The sequence below is a fragment of the Marinomonas sp. 5E14-1 genome (assembly GCF_039939215.1).
Classification (GTDB): domain Bacteria; phylum Pseudomonadota; class Gammaproteobacteria; order Pseudomonadales; family Marinomonadaceae; genus Marinomonas.
This window is the reverse complement of record NZ_JBDXMW010000010.1, coordinates 14,051-41,016: the sequence shown is the minus strand read 5'-3', so window position 1 is coordinate 41,016 and position 26,966 is coordinate 14,051. Positions and strand designations below refer to the sequence as shown.

General features: G+C 40.8%; 22 protein-coding genes. 14 read left to right on the top strand and 8 right to left on the bottom strand.

Annotated features, from left to right (window positions below; all coding sequences use genetic code 11):
- Positions 1-33 precede the first annotated feature (33 nt).
- Together ABFY09_RS10485 and ABFY09_RS10480 are read right to left on the bottom strand one after the other, a co-directional pair.
- Positions 34-1,326: a J domain-containing protein gene (locus tag ABFY09_RS10485; protein ID WP_347984269.1), complete on the bottom strand. Its 1,293-nt coding sequence runs from the start codon at positions 1,324-1,326 to the stop codon at positions 34-36.
- A 61-nt stretch (positions 1,327-1,387) separates the two neighbouring features.
- A complete protein-coding gene (locus ABFY09_RS10480) occupies positions 1,388-1,729 on the bottom strand; it encodes a hypothetical protein (RefSeq protein WP_347984268.1) in 342 nt (113 codons plus the stop codon).
- Between the two features lie 221 nt (positions 1,730-1,950).
- On the opposite strand from ABFY09_RS10480, the gene moaC reads away from it, so the two are divergent.
- The 3 genes from moaC to ABFY09_RS10465 are packed head-to-tail and all read left to right on the top strand — an operon-like array spanning position 1,951 to position 3,130.
- Positions 1,951-2,439: a cyclic pyranopterin monophosphate synthase MoaC gene (gene moaC, locus ABFY09_RS10475; protein WP_347984267.1), complete on the top strand. Its 489-nt coding sequence runs from the start codon at positions 1,951-1,953 to the stop codon at positions 2,437-2,439.
- A complete protein-coding gene (locus ABFY09_RS10470; RefSeq protein WP_347984266.1) occupies positions 2,429-2,680 on the top strand; it encodes a MoaD/ThiS family protein in 252 nt (83 codons plus the stop codon). The genes moaC and ABFY09_RS10470 overlap by 11 nt, the downstream gene beginning before the upstream one ends.
- A complete protein-coding gene (locus ABFY09_RS10465; protein ID WP_347984265.1) occupies positions 2,681-3,130 on the top strand; it encodes a molybdenum cofactor biosynthesis protein MoaE in 450 nt (149 codons plus the stop codon). It abuts the gene before it with no gap.
- A gap of 22 nt (positions 3,131-3,152) precedes the next feature.
- Here ABFY09_RS10465 and ABFY09_RS10460 read toward each other — a convergent pair whose 3' ends face one another.
- Both ABFY09_RS10460 and ABFY09_RS10455 read right to left on the bottom strand, forming a co-directional pair.
- The gene (locus ABFY09_RS10460; protein ID WP_347984264.1) at positions 3,153-4,400 is read right to left on the bottom strand and encodes a site-specific integrase; all 1,248 of its coding nucleotides are present in this window, start codon (positions 4,398-4,400) and stop codon (positions 3,153-3,155) included.
- 114 nt (positions 4,401-4,514) lie between these two features.
- A complete protein-coding gene (locus ABFY09_RS10455; protein WP_347984263.1) occupies positions 4,515-6,908 on the bottom strand; it encodes a diguanylate cyclase in 2,394 nt (797 codons plus the stop codon).
- Positions 6,909-7,166: 258 nt separating this feature from the next.
- On the opposite strand from ABFY09_RS10455, the gene ABFY09_RS10450 reads away from it, so the two are divergent.
- Positions 7,167-7,325: a hypothetical protein gene (locus tag ABFY09_RS10450; RefSeq protein ID WP_347984262.1), complete on the top strand. Its 159-nt coding sequence runs from the start codon at positions 7,167-7,169 to the stop codon at positions 7,323-7,325.
- A gap of 769 nt (positions 7,326-8,094) precedes the next feature.
- Here the strand turns inward: ABFY09_RS10450 and ABFY09_RS10445 are convergent.
- Positions 8,095-9,510 carry a M48 family metalloprotease gene (locus tag ABFY09_RS10445; protein ID WP_347984261.1) on the bottom strand — a complete coding sequence of 472 codons (1,416 nt, stop codon included), beginning with the start codon at positions 9,508-9,510 and terminating at the stop codon, positions 8,095-8,097.
- Positions 9,511-9,565: 55 nt separating this feature from the next.
- Here ABFY09_RS10445 and ABFY09_RS10440 point away from each other — a divergent pair, with 55 nt between their 5' ends.
- The 3 genes from ABFY09_RS10440 (at position 9,566) to ABFY09_RS10430 (ending at position 12,185) form a co-directional block, all read left to right on the top strand.
- On the top strand, positions 9,566-9,811 hold the full coding sequence (locus ABFY09_RS10440; protein WP_347984260.1) for a sulfurtransferase TusA family protein: 246 nt from the start codon (positions 9,566-9,568) through the stop codon (positions 9,809-9,811).
- A gap of 11 nt (positions 9,812-9,822) precedes the next feature.
- Positions 9,823-10,881, top strand: a complete 1,059-nt coding sequence (locus tag ABFY09_RS10435; protein ID WP_347984259.1) for an AI-2E family transporter — start codon at positions 9,823-9,825, stop codon at positions 10,879-10,881.
- A 152-nt stretch (positions 10,882-11,033) separates the two neighbouring features.
- Positions 11,034-12,185 (top strand): MFS transporter, encoded by a 1,152-nt coding sequence (locus ABFY09_RS10430; protein ID WP_347984258.1) that lies wholly within the window; start codon positions 11,034-11,036, stop codon positions 12,183-12,185.
- Between the two features lie 5 nt (positions 12,186-12,190).
- Here the strand turns inward: ABFY09_RS10430 and ABFY09_RS10425 are convergent, their stop codons facing one another.
- Positions 12,191-13,066: a LysR family transcriptional regulator gene (locus tag ABFY09_RS10425; protein ID WP_347984257.1), complete on the bottom strand. Its 876-nt coding sequence runs from the start codon at positions 13,064-13,066 to the stop codon at positions 12,191-12,193.
- A gap of 104 nt (positions 13,067-13,170) precedes the next feature.
- Here ABFY09_RS10425 and leuC point away from each other — a divergent pair, with 104 nt between their 5' ends.
- From leuC to raiA, 5 genes are all read left to right on the top strand, one after another.
- Positions 13,171-14,598, top strand: coding sequence for a 3-isopropylmalate dehydratase large subunit (gene leuC, locus ABFY09_RS10420; RefSeq protein WP_347984256.1), 1,428 nt, complete (start codon positions 13,171-13,173; stop codon positions 14,596-14,598).
- A 12-nt stretch (positions 14,599-14,610) separates the two neighbouring features.
- Complete coding sequence (gene leuD, locus ABFY09_RS10415) at positions 14,611-15,261, top strand: 3-isopropylmalate dehydratase small subunit (RefSeq protein ID WP_347984255.1); 651 nt, start codon at positions 14,611-14,613, stop codon at positions 15,259-15,261.
- Positions 15,262-15,291: 30 nt separating this feature from the next.
- Positions 15,292-16,371: a 3-isopropylmalate dehydrogenase gene (leuB, locus tag ABFY09_RS10410; protein WP_347984254.1), complete on the top strand. Its 1,080-nt coding sequence runs from the start codon at positions 15,292-15,294 to the stop codon at positions 16,369-16,371.
- Positions 16,372-16,449: 78 nt separating this feature from the next.
- On the top strand, positions 16,450-17,568 hold the full coding sequence (gene asd, locus ABFY09_RS10405; RefSeq protein WP_347984253.1) for an aspartate-semialdehyde dehydrogenase: 1,119 nt from the start codon (positions 16,450-16,452) through the stop codon (positions 17,566-17,568).
- A gap of 846 nt (positions 17,569-18,414) precedes the next feature.
- Complete coding sequence (gene raiA / locus ABFY09_RS10400) at positions 18,415-18,807, top strand: ribosome-associated translation inhibitor RaiA (protein ID WP_317004073.1); 393 nt, start codon at positions 18,415-18,417, stop codon at positions 18,805-18,807.
- A gap of 76 nt (positions 18,808-18,883) precedes the next feature.
- Here the strand turns inward: raiA and ABFY09_RS10395 are convergent, their stop codons facing one another.
- Positions 18,884-20,530 carry a SulP family inorganic anion transporter gene (locus tag ABFY09_RS10395; RefSeq protein ID WP_347984252.1) on the bottom strand — a complete coding sequence of 549 codons (1,647 nt, stop codon included), beginning with the start codon at positions 20,528-20,530 and terminating at the stop codon, positions 18,884-18,886.
- 115 nt (positions 20,531-20,645) lie between these two features.
- Entirely contained in the window at positions 20,646-23,786 is a 3,141-nt protein-coding gene (gene rne, locus ABFY09_RS10390) for a ribonuclease E (RefSeq protein ID WP_347984251.1), read from the bottom strand.
- A gap of 485 nt (positions 23,787-24,271) precedes the next feature.
- On the opposite strand from rne, the gene ABFY09_RS10385 reads away from it, so the two are divergent.
- Together ABFY09_RS10385 and ABFY09_RS10380 are read left to right on the top strand one after the other, a co-directional pair.
- Positions 24,272-25,243 carry an RluA family pseudouridine synthase gene (locus tag ABFY09_RS10385; protein WP_347984250.1) on the top strand — a complete coding sequence of 324 codons (972 nt, stop codon included), beginning with the start codon at positions 24,272-24,274 and terminating at the stop codon, positions 25,241-25,243.
- A 205-nt stretch (positions 25,244-25,448) separates the two neighbouring features.
- Entirely contained in the window at positions 25,449-26,915 is a 1,467-nt protein-coding gene (locus ABFY09_RS10380; RefSeq protein ID WP_347984249.1) for an anion permease, read from the top strand.
- The last annotated feature ends 51 nt before the right edge of the window (positions 26,916-26,966 follow it).

Genomic DNA, 26,966 nt, shown 5'->3' with positions numbered 1-26,966 from the left:
GAAGTACTCAAGGTTAATGGTTTCTTAAACGGATTAGGGTTTTAGAGTTAATGATTGCTCGGTGCTAGCGAAATCGACATTGTCTAAGATAACTTTGGTTGTATTATTAAGGAGGAATTGGTTACAGCCGTGATGATACAGGGAACCAGTTTCTAACACCAATCGATAACGGCCTCTCGGAATATAATTGGCTGCATAAGATTGTTTGCCATAAAGGTAGATGGAAAATGGCTTTTGTCCATCATGGGACTGGAAGGTAAGCATACTGTGTTGGGGGAGCTGGTTTAAAATCCGAAGGCGGCTTTTTCCTTCTGCTTGGCCAATCTTTTCTCCGTGAGATGGTGAAGCGCCTGGTTGACCTATACATCCCGTGTTTTTTGCGTTTTCTATACTTCCATAACCTATGTTCTTTGCTTCCACCCAGCCACTTACGTCTTGAAAACGAACAGTTAGCCAATCCCCCTGCATTTTGATGCTTTGTAAATTAGAGTCTTTCGGGACATTTAATAGTGCTGAGCTTGATAAATCAGGCTCTGAATACAAATTGATGTTGCTGAAAGTGTGATTAATTCCTACTCTGAACTGCGGATATAAACCACTAATATAAGTAGCTTCTCGTTCTTCTAATACTTCGTTATCTTGAAAAGATTGCCAATAAATTGTGGCATAAATACCAGCCGCAAAGCAGGCTATATAGGTCGCAGAACGAAATGCTGCCTTGGCTGCATCTAATCGTATTGGCTGGCTGATGGGTTCTTTTTCTTGCTTACTATAATTTGGTTGGAATGTGTCTTCTTCGTCATCAACAAAGGACTGATAAGGTGGAATGTCGGTTTGAGTATGTACTTTATTCGTGAAACCGTCAGGAGAGAAGCCTTTGGATGCTTTAAATGCTTCTTCATAGAGAGCTTTTAGCCTTTTTTCATTCAGAGTGTTGCGTGCTGTTTTTATTGCCTCATCACGTACTTTGTCTTGATGTGCGTTGTTGCGCTTCATTTCTTCATATGCACGCTGTCGTTCTTTTATGAAGGCTTCTTGCTCTTTGTCGGTTGCAGTAGAGTGAGCACTGTATCGATTTCTGGTGTTCGAAGATGTGCCTTCGCTAAAACTAAAAGGTTTCCAGTCATCCACTTTCGTTCCTTGACGAATGGCGTTGCTGACATTCTCATAAGCCGCTTGTAAGCGCTGAAACATTTCGGTTGTATCTGTGTCTGGATTCTTATCAGGATGGTAGCGACGAGCTAAACGTCTAAAAGCAGCTTTAGCTTCTTGCTCATCAGCATTGGTTGGAATATCCAGTAATCGAAAGTCGTCAATGAGGCTCATGTGTTTTAGATACTAACCATGTTTAATGAGAAGGTGAGTGAGTTCACTCATTATGCATCATTTATTGGCGACGACAAAGATGCATCGACTTCTTTGAGAAGATCAAGATATTGTTCCGGTAACATAGGTCGATGGATAATTTAAAACCTGCTTGATATCGCTGTGAAACATTATTCAGTACAGTGTCGTTGTTTTGGAAAATACTGGTTTCTATTACTTCTATCGTGAATTGCTGCGCGTTCAAACTGTATTTCTTTATAAGGTTGGTGGTATGAGTGGCGCCGGAGAAGTTTTGAGATTCAATGTGAAATTCTTCATCAAATTGGGTTAATAGTAAGTCTTTGACGGATATAGGTTGAGTTTCTTTGAAGGTTGGGAATGTATTGTCAGCTTTGCTGAACATAATCGCTTGCGAGTACAGTTAGACTCCACAATTGCGGCATGAACAAAATTAAATAATCACATTTTAAATTGTCATCTCTGTCTACTTTTGTGAAATTTAGCCTAAAATGGCTTGTGAAAACTGAGATATTAACTGCTCGTAGTAGTCTTTGCTTGCAATCATCTATGCTTTCTTAAAATATAGGCGATATTTTGAATTAACGTACTCTGTTTAGGAGTTTTATGAGCAATAAATTGACCCACCTAGATCATCAAGGCCATGCGCATATGGTGGATGTTTCAGACAAGAGTGTCACTAAACGTACTGCCACTGCACAAGCGATTTTGACCATGCAGCCTTCTACATTAACAAAAGTGATTGAAGGTGGTTTGCCAAAAGGTGATGTTTTAGCGACTGCGCGTATTGCTGGAATACAAGCCGCCAAAAAAACGTCGGATCTCATACCTTTGTGTCATTCATTAATGCTGACTAAAGTGAGTGTAGAGATAAACACAATTAGCAATTATGAGTTGGAAATTTTATGTACCTGTGCTTTATCTGGAAAAACCGGTGTTGAGATGGAAGCATTGACAGGAGCCAGTGTCGCAGCATTAACACTTTACGATATGTGTAAAGCTGTTGATAAAGGTATCGTAATCAAGCGTGTTTCCCTGCTTGAGAAAAAAGGCGGAAAGAGTGGTGATTGGAGTAAAGATAGCGGTGAAAGTTAATATTGTATTTTTTGCTTCTTTAAAAGAAAAAATAGGCCAAAATTCACACCTTGCAGAGCTTGATTTACCGATAACCATTGGACAACTGAAACAGCAGTTATCAAATGAGTTAGACAAAGGCGATGCGATATTTGAAATGGGAATTCAGTCTTCTGTGGATTTTGAATTTGCGCGCGATGAGGACTTGATCCCAATAGATGTGAAAGAAGTTGCATTCTTTCCACCTGTGACGGGAGGTTAGATGATTAAAGTCCAAGAAGAAGATTTTCAGGTCGATCTCTTATACAAAAACTTGTTGCAAGCCAATAAAACAGGTGCGGTAGCTATGTTTGTCGGCTTGGTTAGGCAGTTTTCAGATTTACCGAAAGAAGCGTGTTCGTTCGAGTTAGAGCATTATCCGGGAATGACTGAAAATAACCTACAAGCCATTGTTGATGAGGCTAATACTCGTTGGTCTTTATTAGATGTTGCTGTGGTTCATCGAGTTGGGAGATTATCCGTAGATGATCAAATTGTGTTTGTTGGTGTAAGTGCAGCTCATCGTGCGGAAGCGTTTGCGGCTTGTGATTTCATAATGGATTACTTAAAAAGCCGAGCGGCTTTTTGGAAGAAAGAAACCCAAGGAGATGAGGAACAATGGGTTTCTGCTAATGCAAAAGATGAGCAAAGCTTAGGTCGTTGGGCGAAATAACCTAAAATTAGATGACTCTTAACTAATTAGGCCGCAACGTCTTTTTGCGACTACTTGCATGGCGTTCTCGATACTCTGTGTCTATGTATTTGTCTGTGGTTGCCATACTGGCGTGACCTGCGTCTTCTCGAACATGTTCTTTTGGTCGAGTTTTGACGTCTTCTGAAATCCCTGTGTGTCTTAACCAATGAACCGTAGCGACCCGCAAATCTTCTGCGTCAGCTTGCATGCCGTCTTCGCACATTCTTTCGTAAGCCTTATCAAAACAGGCTTGAACAATATTTCTTACTTGTCGCGAGCTGCTCATTGCTCCTTGGCCACGCGTTTTTGGAACCAGCGGGGTATTTTCTGCAATGGTTGGTAGGCTTGGAAGGTCTCTAGAGCGGCGGTAACGTATCAAAGACGACAACATGTCGTCAGAAACCGCAACAAGGCGCTCTTTGTTGCCTTTTGAGAGCACTTTAAACCACCAATGACCATCTGTGTCTTTTATAAAGTCTCCCATAACCGGTGCTGAGCGTTCGTCAGCCACCAATTCGGAAATTCGTAAATACATACCAAGCAATGCATTCATAATAAACAAGGTGCGTTCATGAACCATTGGATTTTCTTCGGCCAAAAGCTCCGCCGTCTCAATGACATAATCCCATTGTAAGTTTGAGATTCGTCGTACTTGCTTACGCGTGACTTCTTTTTTTACAAATTTGCTTTTTTGTCGGATCAAGGCAACAGGGTTTTGTTGTACGGCGTCTTCCTGCATCAGAAAGCCATAATAAGACGATAAAATAGAGAAGGTGGCGCGAATCGCTGCTTGAGACAGAGAGTGTTGCTTGGCTTTTGGCTTATCGCCGTCTTTAAAGTCTAATTTACTTACATGCGCCACAAAAGGTCGCCATGTTGTGTTGGGCGCTCTTTCTCCCATGTGCAATTTGAAGCGAGCGACGTTTTTTATGCCAATCCAAGTTTCAGGTGGTGCCATGCAAAAGTGGATGAACTCTTCTATTTGGTCTCTGCGTAACTGTGTAGAAGGGCACTGATTGATATGCCAAGACCAGAGCAATAAACGCTCAACTTCACGACGGTAAGAATTAAATGTCGCTTGAGAGCCGTTATAACTGTAAATGAAACACAAAGCGAGTTGTAGGTCTCGACGATATTCTGAACTGTTTAAAAGTGGAGTGTAGTCCTGTAAATGCGAAGCAATACTATCGAACTGGGTAAACGGGTTAGGTAAATGTTCTAAATTATCAATTAAAGCAAAAGGTGTCATAAGCATCGTATCCAGATTGAAACAGCAGATTAGCAAATATTGCTTGTTTCCCCTACCAGTTTGAATATATCAATCTGCATACAATGAATAAATATAAAAACACGCTTTTCATTTTTATTCTGGTTTATTAGGTTCAGCTTGCCACAGAGTGACTAAGTTACGACCATTTGCTTTGGATTTAAAAAGTGCTTCATCTGCTTGATCAATTAGCTCTCTTGGTGTTTTAGCATCAAATTGCGTTGAGCTAATACCAAAGCTGCATGTTAATGAAACTTGGTCAAAATCATGCAATTCAATTTTGTGTCGTAAACTTTCTGCAATTTGCGTAGCTTTTTCACTGGTTGTATGAGGCAAGATGATACAAAACTCTTCACCACCGAAGCGTGCGACAATATCATTCTTACGAACATTTTTTTGTAGTATATGGGCCGCCGCACAAAGTACTGAGTCGCCTGTACTATGACCATAATTATCATTGATGGATTTGAAATGATCTATGTCCGCAAGAATAATGCAATATTCTTTTATTTGTTCCGAATCTGCAAAGTCGCGGTTCATAAATTTGAATAAGATACGTCGATTGTAACAATTCGTGAGAGGGTCGCGAGCCGCTAAATAGTCGAGCTCTTTATTGCGTTTGTTTGAATCAATAAAACGACTATAAATATAAAATGCAACCAGTAAGCATACTGCCAATAGTGAGGCTAAAGCGATACTCGCGTATTTGTTTTTGGTTAAATTAAGCTCGGAAATTCTTCTAGCTTGTTCTGCCATTGCTGTTTCAGAAGTTTGTTTCTCAAGAGCAAGCTTATCCAATTGCGCTTTTTCTTTGAGAGACTCTAATTCCATCTCTATTTTATGAGAGTGAAGCTTGGCTCTTTCGAGAGCGAGTTTATTTTTTTCATTTTCTTTTTGTATCTCTAGAGAGAGTGAGATTTCTTTTTCTGCATAACTCAAGGAGCTTTCGAAGTTCTTGCGTAATTTCTCAGCTTTACGAAGTTCTCGGTAAGTATAAAGTTGATGTGAGATAGAGTCCGTTTCAATAGACAATTGCAGTGCGCTTTGCAGAAGACGAATTGACTCATCTGTATCTGTATCTCGCAATATGGCTGCGAGTGGGGTTTGTGCTTTCATTTGGTATATTTTGCTGCCAGCTTGCTTGGCTAATTCCAAAGACTCTTTATAATAAATAATGGCGCTTGTATCGTCCTTTTGATCGCGGTAAGTATTTGCAATGATCCTTGCAGTAAGTGCACCTTTGTCTGCATCCTTTTCTTTTTTATAAATGTCATAGGCTTTGTTGGCCATTATTCTGGCAGATTCGTACTGATCCGAATTTAGGTCAATAACAGCTATTTCTCGCAATGCTGCAGCAAGTGTTTTCGGTTGAACTTGATTCTCTGGTTGATCTACAGTCAGCTGATAAAATGATCTCGCTTGGTCAAACTCTTTGAGCCTAGAATACAGCAAACCCATTTCATTTGAGGTTTTAGCAATACCGCCTCTATCATTCATTTTTTTATAGAGTAAATGAGCTTGATGAATGCTATTGAGGGACTTTTCATAGCGACCAATATGTCGATAAATGATACCGGCACCCATTAATGCTTTTGCTTGCCCATCTTTATCGTTAATTTTCTCATGTATAGCTAAAGAACGAATAGAGTAGTCTAGAGCTTCCTCGTAGTTTTCTAAGTAACGTTCTGCCTCTGCTAGTGTGTTAAGCGTTCTGGCCATATTCTTCATACTATTTAGAGAGGTGAAAACAGTAAGAGCTTCTTTATAAAAAAATGCTGTCTCTTCTCTATTTTTTAAGCGTTTATGGGTTTCAGCCATTTTTTTGAACACTTCGCCACGTTTTTTTTGTGTGGTTTTATCAGGAGCTGTAAGAAGCGGAATGGCTCTGCTGTACTTTATTTCAGCTTTATGGAAGCTTTTTTCAGCGAAATAAACATTACCTTTTGCAGACAGTGCTACCGCATTAAAAAAATCAGATTTGTGAGGATCAACTTTACTAATAAGACTGTCAACAACTGAATGAGCTAGTTCATAATTCTTTGTTTTTAAAAGTAAATTAATATATTCACTCGCGTATCTAATTTGTTTGTCAAATTCTTGCATACTTTCATAAGTTAAAGCAGCTTGACGATAGTGTGTGGCACTTTGAACGGTATTTTTTTGCTTTTTAGCCAGTTCCGCGAGCAATACATGAGTTCGGGCTTTGGTCTTTAAATTGACATTATCTTGAGCTAACAGAAGGGCTTGATTTGCAAGTTCGGCACTCTTCTCATAATCCTTATCACTGAAGAGTGATAATGCTTGTTGTAGTATTTCTTTTTCGGAAATAGGTGTGTCTGGCGTTACTTCCGACGAATGAACATGTAAACATAAGAAAGAGAATAAGGCGTAAGTGAGATATCTAAGCACACAAATAGGCAGTATAGAGCGTTTTCTATTTATATATTTGAAAGTCATAGGGTATTGAATTAAAACATATTCTTTTGGCATATCTGTTCAGACCTTAACTATGTTCTGACATAAAAATGTTTAAATGAAAAGTCTTTACTAAGTGTGAACTCAGAGCGCCATCGTTGCATCTAATATAAAGTATATCTTCATTGGCTCATTCTAATACAAATAAGCTAAACACACTAATTCATAATTGTATGACTTTAGTCAAAATATAAGATTTTTTGTGAGTTTATACTCCGGTGCTTTACTAACTCGTACAACTGGCTTGACCTCAGCTCGATGTATGGAGCGCACATGCCACAGACGATTTCGCCTTCGTTAATCACACCCGAGCAACTCTCTCCGTCAGATAGTCTAAAAAATATGCGCTACGCATTTACTTATTGTGCTGGCGCAGTCTATGCAGATCACCAAGATTCAATTGAAGAGTTCGTAATAACGAATTTGATTTAGAAATGTTTGAAGTCGCTATTAATGAAGCTCATGCTTTGAATAAGAAGTTTTATGTAGTATCAACATCGCGCACCACACAACGAAGTAATTCCTATTTTAAAGACATAGAGCCTGTTATTCCGATGACATTTATCCGTTCAGGCAAATACTGTGAATTATGCCAGCGTTTGTAGATGAATACGGCACTTACATTATGAACTCAAAAGGTCTCAGGGTAATTCAATACGTTGAGAGATTAACATAAATAAGGGATCACAGTTTAAAGATAAAAGGGCTTACTAAGCCTTTTTATTATGTGTCTCGCATCACACAGATCTATTTAAAGTATTAAAAATACCTAGCCCACTGAGGAGATACCTGAAGTTTCTTGAAACGACGCGCTCATCAAGATCATAGAACTATGATTCCTGTTTCAGGCTCTGTCAATCTTGAGTTTTCTATTTTGATGCGAAACCTAGAGGAGAACCAAGATACGCATAATCCGTTTAAGAAACGCGTGGCGTCACAGTGATAGCATTACTTATTAATGGAAAATGTATTAACTGCGATATGTGCCAACCCGCATGCTCAAATGAGGCTATGTATATGGATAAGGAATTTTTTTAAATTGATTCGAGCTGATGTACTGCGTGCATCGGTCATTATGATCAGCCTACCTGTGTAAATGTGAGTCCAATTGATTGTATAAAACCTTACCCAAATAGCATTGAAAGTTTGGATGCGTTGGCTGAAAATACGTCAATTTAACTTCATTCTAAATGAAGAGGGTTTAATCTTCATGGTCAATATCTTCTAGTTTTTCTGTTTGTATTATTTTTTCAAATGATGCCTTCGTATTTCTAATGGTTTCTTTATCTGACGTGTTGGCATCTCTTTGTGCTCTTTCGAGGATAAATAACGCGGTTTTGCTGTCGCCTTGGTGAAAGTTTAATTGTGCTTGGAAGTGTAACGCCATAGATAGGTTGTTCACTGATTGGAAGTATTGAATATTGCCGCGCCAGAATAAGCGTTTTTCATACAGATACTCAAGGGGCAATTGAGGTGGTTTGGTGTGATTTAATTGGGCATCTAGCATTGAGAAAATGATATCATTTGGGGCGATCTCTAGCTGCTTTTGAACCACGATTTGAGCGTCTGTTTTTTTATCTATTGAGATAAAGCTTAATGTTTTTAAGTAGTCTGTGAATGCATTGTCTTGTGTGGATTTTGATAAGAAAGACAATGAACGTTCGGGGGAATGCGTCAGATAAGAGAAGAGCGCTTTGGCGAAGAGGCGTGCATCATCATTTTGAATATGCTGATCTAAATAAGCGTAAGGTTGCTCTTCTAATCCTGCTCGATACGACAACAAACTGGCTCTAAAATATTCAAAATCCGTTGGCTTTCGATAGTTTAAAATTGTTTCTTTGGTGTCTGCATGGAACGAATCTGACAGTCTTGTGTCTGGAGAAGGATGGGTGGATAAAAACTCAAGCTTTGGTCTGCCGAGTGCCTTTTTAAAGAAGGCTTGGAAGAGTTTGGACATGCTGTCAGCTGGTAATCCAGCGTTAATTATATATTCTTGTCCTTTCCTGTCTGCCTCTTGTTCTTGATTACGGCTGTAGCTTAGTCGGTTCTCGGCTTGATTCGCAATGCCGCCAAGCCACAGTGCGTTTGTGGTATCTGCATCGGCTCCAGCCAATGCGACAGCGATACCTGCTCCAATGAGTGCCAAGGTTTTGTAAAGTTCTTGTGATGTTTTTTCACTTTGACGCTCATAGTGTCTCAAGTCTAAATGTGCTACTTCATGAGCCAATAAACCATAAAGCATATCTTCGTTAGAAATGGTTTCCATGATGTCTGAGTAAATGAACATGTGGCTACCCGGAATCACAAAAGCGTTACTTTGGGAGCTGTTCAGTAAGGTCAGCTCAACTTGCTTATTGTAAAGGTTTGTCTGCGGAAGAATGTGAGACAAAGTTTCCTTTAGGTAGTTATAAGCAGGAGGAAAGTCGATTAAGGCGCGACTGCCATTTAATTGACGAAACCAGTGTTGGCCTAATACATAAGACGGATTTGAAAGAGAGCGCTCATCTTGATTTGCTTCTAAATCAGGAATAACAGAGAACGCAGGCGTGGAAACAGAGAATGAAGATACGAAGATGAAATAAGCGAATAAAGTTGTAAGGTTTGAAAATAGTCTCATAATATGACGAACCAATTGGTTAGATAAGAACAAATACATTTGAGTGAAATGAAGAATGACAATCGATCATAGTAGTCAGTATGACGTAATCTTGGATGCAAGAGAAGATAGCTGTCCAATGCCGTTACTTAAAACCAAATTGTCTTTGAGTAAAATGGAAAAAGGAGGGCGCTTACTTGTTCAAGCGAGTGATCCCGGTTCTATGAGAGATATTCCTCATTACGTAGAGTTAGTTGATTTTTCTTTGTTGTCTGTAAGCGAAGAAGACGATGTGTATACCTTTTTGATTCAGAAAAACTAAGATGGATTTATATGTTTAGAATTGTTGATACCCTACTAAAGCGATATTTCTCGAATGAAGAAGTCGTTGTTTTTCTCCTATTATTAATTACTACATTAGTTGCTTTAGCGTTTTGGGGTGGGATTTTAGCACCAGTATTGGTTGCTATTGTTTTAGCGTTCTTGCTCCAAGGTGTGGTGGATAGATTAAAACGATTAGGTGTTGGGCATAAAACCTCAGTATTTTTAGTGTTCTTTTCATTTCTGAGTGCTTGCGGTGTCTTTATTGGTATAATGGCACCTATTATTTGGCATCAAGCTGTGCGCTTTGTTCAAGATGCACCACGCATGTTTACTGGTATTCGTGATGAAATTCTACAGTTCGCCGAAGGGCACAGCGAGTATGTTAGCCAAGCTTCTATTAATGAAATTGTGAATTCTTTAGCAAATGAATCCGCAAATCTCGGGCAATGGTTAGTGTCGTTCTCCTTGTCGAGCATACCGTCTTTGTTTTCCTTGATGATTTATTTAGTCTTGGTGCCTTTAGTTATGTTTTTCCTATTAAAAGATCAGGAAAAAATACTGAGTTACTTGACCTCATGGTTGCCTAAAGAAAGAAGAATGATGCGTAATATCGCCCACGAAATGAATGAGCAAATTGCTAATTACATTCGTGGTAAGTTCATCGAAATGCTAGTGGTAGGAATTGTAACCTACATTGTCTTTTTGGTGTTTGGACTTAGATACGCTGAGTTATTAGCATTATTGGTCGGCCTTTCAGTATTAATCCCTTATATTGGTGCTGCTGCTGTGACGGTTCCTGTGGTATTAGTAGCATTTTATCAATATGGAACAGGCAATGAATTCCTTTACGTTGTTGCTGCATATCTAGTCGTTCAAGCATTAGATGGTAATGTATTAGTGCCTTTGCTATTTTCTGAAGCGGTTAATCTTCATCCATTGGCGATTATTGTTGCGGTTTTGTTTTTCGGTGGTGTATGGGGGTTCTGGGGGATTTTCTTCGCGATTCCTTTAGCTACGCTGGTGAAAGCCATTATTAATGCTTGGCCGGATCAAGAAGCACTCGTCTAGATCAAAATGTTGGTTGAATATGCCTGCTTGAAATAAAGAATGAAATAGCAGGCATTTAGTTTTGTTATCTAGCATACTGAAATGTTCTTGTTTTCCTGTAATCTCTATTATCAGTTTTTGTACTCATCGTATGCACTTTCTCGGAGCCACTCATGTTTGCTAAGAATGCACGCCCAATAGCTTGGCCATTGTTTTTCTTTTATTTTTTCTTTTGCGCCATGATAGGCGTCATGATGCCATATATCTCTGTTTATTATAAATCGATTGGCTTGACGGCTTCAGAGATTGGAAGGCTCATGTCCACTTTCACTTTGTCCGGTATTATTATTCCTCATTTCTGGGGATGGCTGACGACGAAAATAGGCTTACCCAGACGCATTTTACAACTTGCCGTGATAGGGTGTTTTATTGCTTTATTGCCCTTTAATTGGACAAATCAATTTGAAACTTTCTGGCTACTAACTTGCGTCATGGCATTGTTCTATTCTGCACTATTGCCTATGACAGATGCGTTAGTGGTTAGGAGTATTCGCTATTTAAATGTGCCTTATACTCGAATTCGCGTTGGCGGTTCTATTGGGTATGTTGTCGCTGTGGTAGGTGCTGGTTTTTTGATAGAACACTTTGGTGCTTGGATTGTTATCCCATCGATGTGTGCTTTTCTTTCTCTCACCGTTATCACGACACTTTTTGTTAAAGAGCAAGAGTACGAAAAACATAAAACCAAGCATACAACTTCTTTTATTTCCCTACTTAAAGAGCCTGAGTCATTGCTGTTTTTTGGCTTGGCGTTTTTAGCTTTTATGTCCCATGCACCGTTTAATGTATTTTTTGCTGTGCACTTATCGAATGCTAATTACAGTGGTGATCAAATCGGTTTGTTAATGGCTCTTGGGGTCATTGTTGAAATTCTTTTGTTTTTGTTTTTTGGTAATTTGATTAAGCATTACCATGTCGTGCATTTAGTGGCTCTGTGTTTTGTTGTGGGAATTATTCGCTGGTTTCTAGTAGGGTGGTTTGTTTCTAGCATTTGGGTGTTGGCATTTACTCAGTTATTGCATTGCATCACATTTGCGTTATTTCACATGGTTTCAATTGAACAAGTGCGACGTCTTTTTCCTGAGCGTTATGCAGGGCAAGGGCAAGCTATGTACAGCGCTTTTGCCATAGGATTAGGTGGTGGTTTAGGTATGGTGTTGACTGGTTATTTGTGGGAGTGGGCTGGCGGTGAATGGGCTTTTACAGCATCATCTTGTACCAGTGCTCTGGCATTGATTATTCTGTTAGTTAATCAAAAACGATAAAACCTCTAAGAGCTTTCACTTTGTAGTAATTCAATAAAGGCTATGGCGGCGCGGCTAAGTGTTTTTTGTTTGTGATAGATTATCCCGAGTTTCCTTTCTATATTGAGATCTGGCAAGTTTAATACACATAACTTTTCATCAACCAAGGTGGAGGGTAATAAAGACCATCCCCAGCCAATATTCACCAGCATAGCGAGTGTTTCTAAGTTGTTTGTATTCATCCTTACTTCTGGCTTCAAGCCTTGTTTGCCAAATACTTGTTCGGCTATTTGGCGAGTAAAGGTGTTTTTATTAGGTAGCACACAAGTGTGTTTGGCTAACTTTATTAAATCCACATCTTTCGTTGTGGCTAAAGGGTGATCTTGGCTGACCACACAAGTTAATGGATCAGACCAAATCGGTTGAGCTTCTATGAGAGGGTGCTCTTTATTGGAGAGTGTAATGATGCCAAGTTCCGCATTGCCTTTTAAAACACTTTGATAGGCTTCTTCTGATTGAGTGAACTCTATATCTAATTGCGCTTCAGGGTAATTCTTTTGAAAGTGTTTCAATGATTTAGGCAGTCGTCGTAAACCTATGTGATGGCTTGTAGATATTCTTAATTCACCTTTTACACCTTCTATTTGCAACGTCATGCTGCGTTTGATGTCTTGCAAGTCTTCCGCCATTTTTTGAGCTTTGGGAAGAAGACGAGTACCTGCTTCAGTGAGTTTTACTTGTCGGCCTATACGATCAAAAAGTGTCACACCAAGACCAGACTCTAAGGCAGCTATACGCTTACTAATGGCGGGTTGAGTGACAAAAAGCTGTGCAGCGGCTTCTGAAAAAGATCCTGTTTCAGCGACTTTAATAAAAGTGAGTAATTCGCCAATTTCAAGCATAACGATTGCATTCCTAAAGGTTATCCAAAACATGAAAAATATGAATTTGAGTTATTTAAACGAAAGTTTTAGGATAGCGCAATACTATTCTGAGGAGAGAAGTTATGTCCGCTAAAACACTTTATGACAAGCTGTGGGAGAGTCATCTTGTTCAGCAACGAGATGATGGCAGTGCATTAATTTATATCGATTTACAATTGCTTCATGAAGTGACATCACCTCAAGCATTTGAAGGCTTAAGATTAGCGGGACGTAAGCCTTGGAGAATATCTTCAAGCTTGGCGACGCCAGATCACAATGTACCAACAACTAAAACAGAGCGAATCTCTGGTGTTGAGGGTATTGAAGACCCTGTTTCTAAAATTCAGGTGACGACATTAGATGATAACTGCAACGAATTCGGCATTACTGAATTTGATATGAAAGACATTCGCCAAGGAATCGTACACGTTGTTGGGCCAGAACAAGGTGCGACGCTTCCTGGAATGACAGTGGTTTGTGGTGACTCTCATACATCGACTCACGGTGCTTTTGGCGCTTTGGCTCATGGTATTGGCACATCAGAAGTTGAGCATGTATTAGCGACTCAATGTTTAGTTCAAAAGAAAAGTCGCAATATGCTGGTGCGTGTAGACGGTGAATTGTCACCTATGGTATCCGCAAAAGACGTGGTATTAGCCATTATTGGCGCCATAGGTACCGCTGGAGGTACAGGTTATGCGATTGAGTTTGGTGGCACAGGTATTCAGTCCCTATCTATGGAAGGTCGTATGACTGTCTGTAATATGGCGATTGAAGCGGGTGCTCGCGTAGGTTTGATTGCTGTAGACGAAACTACAATCGAGTATGTTAAAGATCGTCCTTATGCACCAAAAGGTGAGCAGTGGGATATGGCTGTTGAAGCTTGGAAAGATTTGGTCTCGGATAAAGAGGCACAGTTTGACGAAGTGGTTATTTTAAAAGCAGAAGATATTAAGCCCCAAGTAACGTGGGGAACCTCTCCAGAAATGGTCATCGCGATTGATGAGGCTATTCCTCGCCCTGAAGATCAAACCGATCCAGTGAAAAAAGAAGGTTATGCACGAGCATGGAAGTACATGGGCTTAGAGGGCAAAACCACATTGGCTGATGTGACACTTGATCGTGTATTTATTGGCTCTTGCACTAACTCTCGTATTGAAGATCTACGTATTGCCGCAGAAGTTGTAAAAGGTCGCAAAGTGGCGTCTAGCTTGAAGCAAGCGATTGTGGTTCCTGGTTCTGGCTTGGTTAAAGAGCAAGCCGAGAAAGAAGGTCTGCATCAGATATTTGAAGACGCTGGATTAGAATGGCGCGAACCTGGTTGTTCTATGTGTTTGGCGATGAACGCGGATAAATTAGGGGCGGGTGAACATTGTGCTTCAACCTCTAACCGTAACTTTGAAGGTCGCCAAGGCTTTGGTGGTCGTACGCATTTGGTGAGTCCTGCGATGGCTGCCGCTGCTGCAATTGCTGGTCATTTCGTTGATGTTAATGATTTTGTTAAACACTAAAAAGGAGAAAGTATGCGTCCCTTTACTCAGCACACAGGTTTAGCCGCTCCTTTGGATTTGGCAAACGTCGATACAGACATGATTATTCCAAAGCAATTCTTGAAATCCATCAAGCGTACAGGCTTTGGTAAAAACTTATTTGATGAACTTCGTTATGAAGACGAAGGCCAGCCAGACCAATCTTGTGAAGGCAGGCCTTTGCGTGAAGAATTTGTATTGAATCAACCTCGTTATGCAGGTTCGAGTGTATTACTTGCTCGTCAGAATTTCGGTTGTGGTTCGAGTCGTGAACATGCGCCTTGGGCTTTGGATGATTATGGCTTTCGTTCAGTTATAGCACCAAGCTTCGCTGATATTTTTTACAATAACTGTTTTAAAAATGGTTTGTTGCCCATCGTTTTAGAAGATCAAGAAATAGACCAATTATTTGCTGAAGTAACAGCAAAAGAGGGTGCTCAGATTGTCATTGATCTAGAAAAGCAAACCGTGACATCGCCTTCTGGTACCGAATTTAGTTTCTTAGTTGATAACTTCCGTAAGCATTGTTTATTGAATGGTTTAGATGATATCGGCTTAACGCTACAACAAGACAGCGCCATTCACCGTTACGAAGAAAAACGCATGAATGAAGCACCGTGGCTTTTCTTGTCACGTGAGAAATAATAATTAAGACAATCGCTTTAAGGATTTGATATGAGTAAAAATGTATTGGTGTTGCCAGGTGATGGTATTGGTCCAGAGATCGTCACACAAGCTGTACGTGTGTTGGATGTTGTAAATGAACAATATTCTTTGAATATCAAGCATGAAAGCGCTTTAGTCGGAGGATCGGCTTACGACGAGACAGGCGCACCTCTGCCAGAAGATACATTAAGCAAAGCCAAAGCGGCCGATGCTATTTTACTGGGTGCCGTTGGTGGACCTAAGTGGGATGGCTTGGATATGGCGGTACGCCCAGAAAAAGGCTTATTAGGATTACGCTCTAATCTTGAGTTATTTTCGAATCTACGACCTGCTATTTTGTATCCACAATTGGCGGAAGCGTCTAGTCTGAAACCAGAAATTGTTGCTGGATTAGATATTCTAATTGTTCGTGAATTAACTGGCGGTATTTACTTCGGACAGCCTCGCGGTATTCGTACTTTAGAAAATGGCGAACGCGAAGGTTTTAACACATACGTTTATAACGAATCGGAAATTCGTCGTATTGCTCGTTCTGCTTTTGAAGCGGCTCGTCAACGAGGTAAGCGTTTGTGTTCAATCGACAAATCCAACGTCTTGGAAGTGACGGTACTTTGGAAAGAAGTGATGGAAGAAGTAGCGAAAGAGTATCCTGATGTCGAATTGACTCATATGCTAGTGGATAATGCTGCAATGCAGCTTGTTCGAGCACCAAAACAGTTTGATGTAATGGTTACTGGCAACATGTTTGGTGATATTCTATCCGACGCCGCAGCGATGCTAACAGGTTCCATCGGTATGCTTCCTTCTGCTTCTTTGAATGCTGAGGGTCGTGGTATGTATGAACCATGCCATGGTTCTGCTCCAGATATTGCTGGAAAAGGCATTGCTAACCCATTGGCGACAATTTTATCTGTTGCTATGATGTTACGTTATTCTTTAGATGCTAAAGAAGCGGCTGATGCTATTGAAACAGCCGTAAGTAAGGTTCTAGATCAGGGTTTAAGAACGGCAGATATTGCATCAGAAGGATGCGAAACAGTGAGTACGCAAGCTATGGGCGATGCGGTACTGGCTGCATTAAAAGCTTAATACAAAAAGGTATTAAGTGTTTTCACTCGGGATATTGCTCTTGGTATGAGCGACCCCACAAAAAAGGTAGAGATAACCATGTCAAAACAAACTGTAGGTTTAGTCGGCTGGCGCGGAATGGTTGGTTCCGTGTTAATGCAACGTATGCGAGAAGAAAAAGACTTCGATCATATTGATCCAGTATTTTTTACTACTTCTCAAACGGGGCAAAAAGGGCCAGAGATTGGTAAAGATATTCCATTGCTCCAAGATGCGACAGATATTGAAGCATTGAAGAAGATGGATATTATTATTACCTGCCAAGGTGGGGATTATACCAAAGCGATTTACTCTCAGTTGCGTTCTGCTGGTTGGAATGGTTACTGGATTGATGCCGCTTCTTCATTACGTATGGAGAAAGAGGCTATTATTGTACTTGATCCTGTCAACCAAAACGTCATCAAACAAGGTTTGAAAGATGGCGTAAAAACCTTTGCTGGTGGTAACTGTACCGTTAGTTTGATGATGTTGGCTCTGGGTGGCTTATTTGAAAAAGGTCATATTGAGTGGATGACATCTATGACCTATCAAGCCGCTTCTGGTGGTGGGGCACGCCATATGCGTGAGCTCATCAACCAAATGGGTATGTTGCAAAGCTCAGTAGCTTCTGAACTTGCTGATCCTGCCAGTGCTATTCTAGATATTGATCGTAAAGTCGCTGAGCAAATGCGCTCTAATACTATGCCTGTTGATCAGTTTGGTGTGCCTTTAGCTGGTAGTTTGATTCCATATATTGATTCTCAATTGGATAATGGTCAAAGTCGTGAAGAGTGGAAAGCGCAAGCGGAAACCAACAAAATTCTTGGTAACACTTCGTCTATTATTCCTGTTGATGGTCTTTGTGTGCGCATTGGCGCGATGCGTTGTCATAGCCAAGCATTCACGATCAAATTAAATAAAGACATTCCAGTTGCGGATATCGAAGGAATTCTTGCTCAGCACAATGACTGGGTGAGTGTTGTTCCTAATGATAAAGAAGCAACTATGACGCGTTTAACGCCAACTGCTGCGACAGGCACACTGGATATTCCAGTAGGTCGTATTCGCAAATTGAATATGGGGCCTGAGTATATTAGTGCCTTTTCTGTTGGTGACCAATTATTGTGGGGAGCCGCAGAACCTTTGCGTCGTATGTTGAGAATCTTGTTGAACGATTGATATGTCGTTTGACCTAGATTAATAAAAAGCGTTTGCTGTTATGGCAAGCGCTTTTTTTTTGCTTCTTTTTTTTATATTAAAGTTAATTTCAATTGTTCTTTTCGCTTTCTTGAATCGTCTTCTATAGTGAATAGGGAGGTTGCTTAGTTTTGTCGCAGGTTCTGTTTTCTTCGATTTCATATTAACTGGAGCATTATTAAAGCTCGGTCGGTTTTATGATTTACTGCTTATTGTTGAAGCTATTTTGCTATTAATGGCTATGTTTTCTTTATTAAATGATCATGCGACAGGTCATTATTTTGCATAAGCAGCTTGCGGACTCCAGAATGCATTAGCAACTACATATAGCGGTGCAGTTCTCCGGACTACTCATCTAACAGGTATTTTTACTGATTTGGGCATCATGATAGATGGTGTGTTAAGAGGAGAAAGCTTTGATAAACGTAAAGCATCATTGTTTGTCGTTATTGTTGTAGGTTTCATATTGGGAGACACATTGGGGGGCATACTTGGTTAAGCAGTTATTTACTCCTGTTGCCTTATTTGTCTTCCTTGCTATTTTGTACAGGATTTATCGGATGCGGTTAAGTTGTGATAACTGGCTTTGTTTCAGTAATCGTTTGCTAGACCTCAATCCGTATGCTATTGATAAATAAAGCGTAAAATGTATTCGATCATGAAAAATCGGGAAGAAATTAATACATTCTTGATCTTGAACAAGTATTTACATTATGGGGATTGAAATTCAATCAGTTCGTCCATAGATTATAGTTAACAGTAGAAGAAAAGAGGAGGAGTAAGACTTAAATAATCAAAACACCTGACTTAAACAGAAGGAAATTCTTTATGTATACATTGAATATTAGCGGTCATCACGTCCAATCTGGTGAAGAAGTTCAAGAAGTCGTTAAAGAAAAAATGGATCATTTATCTCGTATCAACAATCAAATTACGAGCATCAAAGTGATTCTTAATACAGAAAAGCATGAAATTCATGAATTAATAGTCGAAGCCAGTGTGCATATTCCTGGTCATGATCTTTTTGCAACGGTTAAGACGGATAAGCAGCTTAAACCTGCACTTGACCTTTTAGTTGGTAAATTGGAGAAGCAACTGATTAAACACAAAGCGAAGCATTCCGGTCGCCAGCATCATCTTAATGCCAATGATGTTGAAAGCCCTTTGGAGCGTCAACAGCAAGCAGAATTTGATGAGCTAGTAGAGCGCGAAGTAATTTAATCAATTTAAGTATTTAAGATAAGCCTCGCATAGCGAGGCTTTTTTATGAGTATAAGTTTGTCTTTTTCGTTTTGAGCTAAGAAAGATTATTCACAGCAAGCAATAAAGCAGAGTGTCTTGAATCGCAAAATGCATTGTGTGGTAGTCGCTTTGAAACCCCTAGTTTTTCTAATCGTTCAGTGGTTTGTCCATTAGGGCTAAAGATATAAACGGCGCAGTCGGCTTCTACAGCATCTTTAATGGCATTTTCCAATGCGAGACTGATCGTAAGATCCATCATAGGAACCGCGCTCAAATCTAATACCACAGCCTTATAGTTATGGATTCTATTATGATGTTTGGCGATTGCTTTACTTGCCCCAAAGATCATTGGGCCAGAGAGATAAAATAGCAAAACACGGCCATCGGCTTGATCCAGTAATTCTTTTTCTTTTTCTGTTAATAGAATGTCATCATCAGCATCGCTAATGGCTTTTACGTTACCAGATTGAAGGCGACTTAATTTCTCAATAGTCATGATGTTGGCAATAAAGACACCAATACCAACAGCAACCATAAGATCAACAAATACAGTTAACGCCATCACGCCATACATAATGATAGTAGGAGAGAGTGCCACCTTGTGAGCGCGCTTTAAGAAGCTCCAGTCAAGAATATTAAGACCAACATAAAGTGCAATACCAGCTAAAACAGCCATTGGAATTGGGCTTATTAATTGAGAAGCTCCAAGTACGACGAGCAATAAAATAAACGCACGTGTGATAGCGGCAAGAGGAGACTTTCCTCCTGTTTGGATATTTACAACCGTACCCATTGTTGCTCCGGCTCCAGGTAGACCACCTAAAAAGCCAGACGTTAAGTTTGCTATCCCTTGGCCAATCAATTCACGATTAGAGTCGTGCTCCTTACGAGTAAGGCTGTCCGCTATGACGGCAGTTAATAAAGTATCGATACAACCTAATGTTCCTAGAACTAAGCCATCAATAATCATTTCAACAAAAACAGAAGTCTCGAAATGTGGCCATTGAATAGAAGGTAGGCCGGATGGGATCAAACCAATTCGTCGAACATCATCGTTATCAAATAAAATAATCGAAACAAGAGTAATAGCTACCAAGGCAACCAGTTGTGGGGGAATATAACGACGCCACTTTTTAGGTAGATAAAACAATACGCCCAGAGTTAATAAGCCTAGGAATAACTCTGAAAAGTGTAGGTTTAAAATTAAGCTTGGTAGTTCGCTTATTGTTCCCATTACGCCACCTGCTGGAGAAGGGTGGCCTAAGAAAGGCGCTAACTGTAATACGATGAGTATAATGCCAATACCAGACATGAAGCCTGAAATAACGCTGTAGGGCATTAAAGTAATGTATTTTCCGAGTTTCAAGTAACCAAGTGTTATTTGAAACAAGCCTGCAATCATGACAACAGTAAAGGCCATAGCCAACCCGCCTTCGGGACTGTTGGCGATCATACTGGTTAATACGGCTGTCATAATAACCGTCATAGGGCCGGTTGGTTCAGAGATCAAGCTAGTTGAGCCACCAAAAACAGCAGCAAAGAAACCAACCAGAATAGCCCCCCATAATCCGGCTTCTGCACCTGCTCCTGACGCTACACCAAAAGCGAGAGCAAGCGGGAGAGAAACGATGGCTGTTGTAGCTCCGCCAAACAAATCACCAACTAGGTTCCAATCTTTAAATCGAGAAAAATCAATGACCATTAGGTTTTACCTGTGCATTCTGTATGTTCATATGAATACATTGAAGTATCTATTTTTAGTTGCTAAAGAGCCCGCATGGGCGGGCTCTTTACTCAGTCTAAATAGATAAGAAAAATTATTCTACATTAGAGTTTGAGGCAGTTTCTGCACCGTTATCTTCGCGGGCTAATCTTGGGTCGTTCTTCACTCGACCAGTATTAGCACGTCGACGAGAGGTGTTTGCTTTGCGCTTTTCCTCTTGCTCTAAGCGCAGCTTTTCTTGTTGTGCAAGAATGGCTGCTGGTAGCTCAACAGGCGCTTTCACTTCTGCAGCGGGTGTCATTGCTGGTTTTCCACGACCACGACGAGGTGCGCGCGCAGGCTTCTTAGTTTCAGGAGCTATATCAGTATTTTCAGTAGGAGTACTGTCCGTTATTGCTGATTCAGCTGGTTTGTTTGCTGCATTTTCTGCTGAAGCTACTTCAGCAACAGGCGTCTCAGTTTTTGGAGATTCTGTTTCTACCGTTTCGACAACAGGAGCTTCTTCCTTGATAGTTTCTACTTTAGGCTCTTCAGCTTTTGGAGTTTCAATTACTGAAGCTTCTTCTTTAGCAATCTCTACCTTTGGCTTTTCCACTTTTGAAGATTCAGATTCAGATTCAGATTCAGATGCTGATGTTTCTTCCTTGATAGTTTCTGCTTTTGGTTCTTCTACTTTTGGAATTTCAACCACAGCGGCTGCTTCTTCAGGTGCTTCAGTTTTTATTGCGTCTTCGCTGTCCTTTTGAGTCGCTTCCACTTTACTCATTTGAGCTTTAACCGACATTTTAGGTTTAGTCGCTTTGGCTTGAGGCTTAGCTTCTGGTTCAGGTGTTGATTCTTCAACCGTTTTTTCTGATGCAACAGCTGCTTTAGCCTCTACGACCGGAGTAGATTCTAATGCTGGCATTACATTTTCCACTTCTTTCTCAACTTTCTCGATTACATTCTCAGTTGTTTCTTGAGTGTTTGCTTCGTCTTTTTGTGGGCGACGAGAGCGACGAGAGCGACGAGAGCGACGTTGTGGTTCATCAGTACTTTCATTGTTTTCTGTTAATGTGTTTGTAGCGGCTTCCACTAGAGCGGCATCTTCTTGCTCTTGTAGTTTTGCTGCTTCTAAAGCTTCATCTTTTAACTTGCCACTGCGACGGCGGTTATCATTACGGTCACGTTTTCGCTCTTTTACTTCAGGAACTTCTTTCGCCTTAGGCGGCTGGCGAGGAGTCTTAACCGCTGACTCTTGCTTTTCAACCTTAGAATCTAAGTTGTCTTGCTTGTTGTTACGGTTATTTCGACGGTTGTTTCCTTTCGTGGCAGCTTCTGCTTGTTCTCTGCGAGATTGGCGAGTAGAGCGGCTTTGGCTCTTTTCTGTTGTATTGTCACGATCAGAATTTTGATGCTTTACATTGCGCTTGTTGCGGTTACTGCGATTGCCAGTCGTTTTGCTTGATGTGCGATCGTTTTGTGATGAGAATGTTGTCGTATTTGATTTTGGAGAGCTTGTTTTACTCTTCTGTTTAGGTGATTGCTTGCTAGAAGAATCCCCGAACAAAGCTGTCAAGATACGAGCGACAAGACCTGGTTTTTTCGCTTTAGGGGCACTACTTTGCGTCGCTGCAGATGTTTCTGTATGCGCCGGAGCTGGTGACTTCGGTGCAATACTTGTTACTGCTGCTTGTGGGCGCACGTTTTCACTTGTTTGACGAGGCTCATACGGTGGTTGTTCAGGTGTTTCAACCAAAGTATAGCTGTTATCGTTCTGAGAAATAACCGTGCTATCGTCACGAATACGTTCAACTTCAAAGTGCGGTGTTTCCATGTGTGGATTTGGCACAAGAATAATATGAACACTGTTACGCTTTTCGATTTTTGCGATGTTAGTACGTTTCTCGTTTAGCAAGAAAGTGGCAACGGAAACAGGCAAGACTGCACGAATTTGAGACGTGCGCTCTTTCGAGCATTCTTCTTCAATTAAGCGAAGTACTGACAAGGCTAGAGATTCAACGTCACGGATGAAACCTTGGCCATTACAGCGAGGACAAACGATACCGCTTGTTTCTCCTAATGATGGACGAAGGCGTTGTCGTGACATCTCAAGAAGTCCAAAGCGAGAAATGCGACCAATTTGAACGCGAGCCCTGTCGGCTTCAAGCGCATTTTTCATGCGATTTTCGACTTCTTTTTGGTTGCGCACAGGTGTCATGTCGATGAAATCAATGACGACCAAGCCACCAATGTCTCGTAAGCGTAGTTGACGAGCAATTTCGTCTGCTGCTTCTAGGTTTGTTTGTAATGCGGTTTCTTCAATATCTCCGCCTTTGGTGGCGCGGGCAGAGTTGATGTCGATGGAAACTAAAGCTTCTGTTGGGTCAATAACGATTGAGCCACCTGAAGGCAAACGTACTTCACGTTGGAATGCTGTTTCAATTTGACTTTCAATTTGGAAACGATTGAAAAGAGGTGTGGTGTCTGTGTACATCTTGATGCGAGATTTGAAATGCGGCATAACCTGCATAACAAAGTTAATCGCATCTTGATAAGCGTCTTTTTCATCAATCAACACTTCACCAATGTCTTCGCGCAAGTAATCGCGGATCGCACGGATAACAATGTTACTTTCTTGATAAATCAAAAATGGTGCAGGCTTTTCTGAAGCCGCTTTGGTGATGGAATTCCAAAGCGTATCAAGGTAATCCAAATCCCACTGTAGCTCTTCAGTAGAGCGGCCAACGCCAGCGGTACGTACAATTAAACCACCATTTTCTGGTGTGTTAAGGCCGGACATTGCTTCTTTTAGATGAGATCTATCATCACCATCGATGCGGCGAGAAATACCACCAGCACGAGGATTATTTGGCATCAAAACTAAGTAGCGCCCTGCTAGGCTAACGAAAGTAGTTAGTGCTGCACCTTTGTTACCACGCTCTTCTTTATCTACCTGTACGATGACTTCTTGACCTTCGCTTAACACATCTTTGATGTTAACTCGGCCTTCATGGTTAGATTTTTTGGAGAAGTAAGTTTTGGAGATTTCTTTTAAAGGAAGGAAACCATGACGTTCTGCACCAAAATCAACAAATGCGGCTTCAAGACTCGGTTCAATACGAGTAATTCGGCCTTTATAAATGTTGGATTTCTTTTGTTCGCGAGAACCGGATTCGATATCTAGATCGTATAGACGTTGACCGTCTACAAGGGCGACGCGCAACTCTTCTTGTTGAGTTGCATTTATTAACATTCTAATCATTGTATGTGTGAGCTCTGTTAGCGCTGATACGAAAAGAGTCACTGCAGCGATAGGTAACCATTAATCAATCTGACTCAGCTTTAGAGCAAGTCATTCAGTCGTTTCTGGCAAGAGTAGTACGCGATTCGTTTATTTTTTTGGATTAAACGCTTTGTGCGGTTCGCTGCCTTGATGAATACTAAATAGTCTCTTTTAACCGGTCTCGTTTCTTTGCTTTTATGAAACAACGCGAACGCGCGGTCGAGCAATATAATGAGAATTCCTTCCACTGAAGCGGATTTTTCCGAATCATGCGGTTTATTATTTAAGATTAACTGTTACAGAGGTAAGATAGGGGCCAAAGTGTCGCTTTGGCAATGTTCATTCAATTCTTGCATCTTATCTTCGAGGTGTTTTGTTACCTCTTACCCTTTGCGAATGTGAATATAGCAGTAAAAACTAAGTGCTTCAATTATAAAGGAAACCAATCTTTGATTATGTCGGACTCAGAACAGAATTTAGCAGAGCGTCCCGCAGTTCGCTACGTCACAATTGACGAGAATAATGAGGGCCAACGAATTGATAATTTTTTGGTGACTTTCTTGAGAGGTGTGCCGAAAGGTAAAATCTATAACTTGCTTAGAAAAGGTGAAATTCGGGTTAATAAAAAGCGAACTAAGCCAGATTACCGCCTTCAAAATGAAGATATCGTTCGTATCGCACCGATTGTTATAGCGCCAGAATCAGAAAAACCAACTTTACCTGACCGCCTAAAAAACGATATTGAATCTCGTATTGTTTACGAAGACAAAGGGTTGATTGTTGTGAACAAGCCTTCTGGTTTGGCGGTCCATGGTGGAAGCGGTTTGAGCTTTGGACTTGTGGAAGTTATCCGACAGATGCGACCTTTAGAAAAATTCATTGAGCTTGTTCATCGGTTAGACCGTGATACATCTGGCCTTATTATGATTGCTAAAAAGCGCGCAGTGTTAAAAGAGCTGCATACTGCTTTGCGAGAAAAAGAAGGCGTACAAAAAACATATCTCGCTTTGGTATATGGCTGCTGGCCCAAACGTAAACTTCAGGTGAACGCGCCACTACTAAAGAACGAGCTAAAATCTGGCGAGCGTATTGTGAAAGTTCACACTGATGGTAAAGAGAGTTTGACGCAATTTAAATTAGTGCGTCAGTTTGAAGGTTACAGTTTGGTGGAGTGTGAGCCAGTGACAGGGCGTACGCATCAAATCCGAGTTCATACATTGCATGCGGGTTACCCAATCGTGGGTGATGACAAATATTCACCAACGGAGTCGTTGAAGGAAACCAAAGCCATTGGCTTCAAGCGTCTTTGCTTGCACGCGACTCGCTTAGATATAATGCTAAATGGCGAGCGTATGTTATTCGAAGCACCGCTCGATAAAGAGTGGCAAGATTTAATGAATAATCAATTAGTTTCCGCCTTTTCTTAAATACAATTAAAGTTATTCTTTAAGACCTAAAAGACCGGCTTTGCCGGTCTTTTTTATAGGAGGGTAGTTTCTAAAGTATCAGTGAACAAAATGCCACGATTTTTTATGATGTGGGTCATCTTTTGTTATTTCCGGATCACGTACTATAAGTATTGCTTCTAGTTTATTTGGAGCGCCTTTAAAGTAGGTATTAGAAGGATTTGCTATGAAAACCTCAGATATTCGTCTCGTTCCTGGTCTCATTTCTATTGTTACAGCCTTATTCATTTGGTTTGCTGTGCCTGTTCCTGATGGTGTGACGATAAATGCTTGGCATTTATTGGCTCTGTTTGTCGGAACGGTCGTCGCCATTATTGGTAAGGCCATGCCGATTGGTGCTATTGCCATTTTAGCCATAACGCTTGTTGCATTCACTGGCGTAACCAATGACAACCCATCTGGAGCGATAAAAGATGCTTTAAGTGGTTTTTCCAATTCTCTTATTTGGTTGATTGGTGTTGCCATCATTATCTCTAGAGGTTTAGTTAAAACAGGCTTGGGAAACCGAGTCGGCTATTACTTCATTACCTTGTTTGGTAAGAAAACCATAGGGATTGGCTATGCACTGGCTTTATCTGAATTAGTTATTGCGCCAGTGACACCGAGCAATACGGCACGCGGTGGCGGTATTATTCACCCCATTATGAAATCCATTGCCACAAGTTTTGGTTCTTCTCCAGAGGAAGGAACATCTCGAAAAATTGGGCACTATCTCGCATTGGTGAGTTATCACATCAACCCAATTACTTCCGCTATGTTTATTACGGCCACAGCTCCAAATCCTTTGGTGGTAAAGTTGATTGCCGATGCCACAGGCGCAAACATAAGCATCACTTGGGGAACATGGGCGTTGGCCGCTTTATTACCCGGTTTGGTTTGTATCGCTTTAGTGCCTTTGGTCGTATATGTGATTTACCCACCGCAAATTAAAAGTACACCAGATGCAAAAGATTACGCCTCATCTAAACTGGCCGAAATGGGGCCTATGTCTTACGGCGAAAAAGTCATGATTGGTGTGTTCTCATTGTTACTGATTCTTTGGGCTGGCGTGCCCGCTATGCTGTTTGGTTCTGATTACGCGGTGAACACGACTGCTGTGGCATTTTTAGGGTTGTCAATTTTACTTATAACAGGCGTTTTGAATTGGGATGATGTTCTCAAGGAAAAATCCGCTTGGGATACTGTGGTTTGGTTCTCTGCTTTGGTGATGATGGCAACTTTTCTGAATAAACTCGGATTAGTTGGTTGGTTTTCGTCTGTTGTGGAAAACAATATTGCGGAGTTAGGTTTTGATTGGGGCGTGTCTGTGGTGATTTTAGTGGCCGTGTATTTTTACGCTCATTACTTTTTTGCCAGTACAACGGCTCACATTACCGCGATGTTTGCTGCTTTTTATGCTGCTGGCTTGGCTCTTGGCACGCCACCTTTGTATTTAGGGTTGCTGTTAGCCGGTGCTTCTTCCTTAATGATGTCTCTCACTCATTACGCCACAGGAACGTCGCCGATCGTATTTGGTTCAGGTTATGTGTCCATGGAAAACTGGTGGACAATGGGGTTTATCATGAGTGTCGTTAACTTACTTGTTTGGGGTGTTGTCGGCGGATTGTGGTGGAAGGTTTTGGGATATTGGTAAGAATTTGTGTTCACTTGATATACGAGGTTCTTAATAAAAGCAGGAGTGTCT

Coding starts and splice junctions, on each gene's coding strand:
- ABFY09_RS10485 (WP_347984269.1), bottom strand. CDS start 1,326: ATGAGCCTCATTGACGACTTTCGATTACTGGATATTCCAACCAATGCT.
- ABFY09_RS10480 (WP_347984268.1), bottom strand. CDS start 1,729: ATGTTCAGCAAAGCTGACAATACATTCCCAACCTTCAAAGAAACTCAA.
- moaC (WP_347984267.1), top strand. CDS start 1,951: ATGAGCAATAAATTGACCCACCTAGATCATCAAGGCCATGCGCATATG.
- ABFY09_RS10465 (WP_347984265.1), top strand. CDS start 2,681: ATGATTAAAGTCCAAGAAGAAGATTTTCAGGTCGATCTCTTATACAAA.
- ABFY09_RS10460 (WP_347984264.1), bottom strand. CDS start 4,400: ATGACACCTTTTGCTTTAATTGATAATTTAGAACATTTACCTAACCCG.
- ABFY09_RS10455 (WP_347984263.1), bottom strand. CDS start 6,908: ATGCCAAAAGAATATGTTTTAATTCAATACCCTATGACTTTCAAATAT.
- ABFY09_RS10450 (WP_347984262.1), top strand. CDS start 7,167: ATGCCACAGACGATTTCGCCTTCGTTAATCACACCCGAGCAACTCTCT.
- ABFY09_RS10445 (WP_347984261.1), bottom strand. CDS start 9,510: ATGAGACTATTTTCAAACCTTACAACTTTATTCGCTTATTTCATCTTC.
- ABFY09_RS10440 (WP_347984260.1), top strand. CDS start 9,566: ATGACAATCGATCATAGTAGTCAGTATGACGTAATCTTGGATGCAAGA.
- ABFY09_RS10435 (WP_347984259.1), top strand. CDS start 9,823: ATGTTTAGAATTGTTGATACCCTACTAAAGCGATATTTCTCGAATGAA.
- ABFY09_RS10430 (WP_347984258.1), top strand. CDS start 11,034: ATGTTTGCTAAGAATGCACGCCCAATAGCTTGGCCATTGTTTTTCTTT.
- ABFY09_RS10425 (WP_347984257.1), bottom strand. CDS start 13,066: ATGCTTGAAATTGGCGAATTACTCACTTTTATTAAAGTCGCTGAAACA.
- leuC (WP_347984256.1), top strand. CDS start 13,171: ATGTCCGCTAAAACACTTTATGACAAGCTGTGGGAGAGTCATCTTGTT.
- leuD (WP_347984255.1), top strand. CDS start 14,611: ATGCGTCCCTTTACTCAGCACACAGGTTTAGCCGCTCCTTTGGATTTG.
- leuB (WP_347984254.1), top strand. CDS start 15,292: ATGAGTAAAAATGTATTGGTGTTGCCAGGTGATGGTATTGGTCCAGAG.
- asd (WP_347984253.1), top strand. CDS start 16,450: ATGTCAAAACAAACTGTAGGTTTAGTCGGCTGGCGCGGAATGGTTGGT.
- raiA (WP_317004073.1), top strand. CDS start 18,415: ATGTATACATTGAATATTAGCGGTCATCACGTCCAATCTGGTGAAGAA.
- ABFY09_RS10395 (WP_347984252.1), bottom strand. CDS start 20,530: ATGGTCATTGATTTTTCTCGATTTAAAGATTGGAACCTAGTTGGTGAT.
- rne (WP_347984251.1), bottom strand. CDS start 23,786: ATGTTAATAAATGCAACTCAACAAGAAGAGTTGCGCGTCGCCCTTGTA.
- ABFY09_RS10385 (WP_347984250.1), top strand. CDS start 24,272: ATGTCGGACTCAGAACAGAATTTAGCAGAGCGTCCCGCAGTTCGCTAC.
- ABFY09_RS10380 (WP_347984249.1), top strand. CDS start 25,449: ATGAAAACCTCAGATATTCGTCTCGTTCCTGGTCTCATTTCTATTGTT.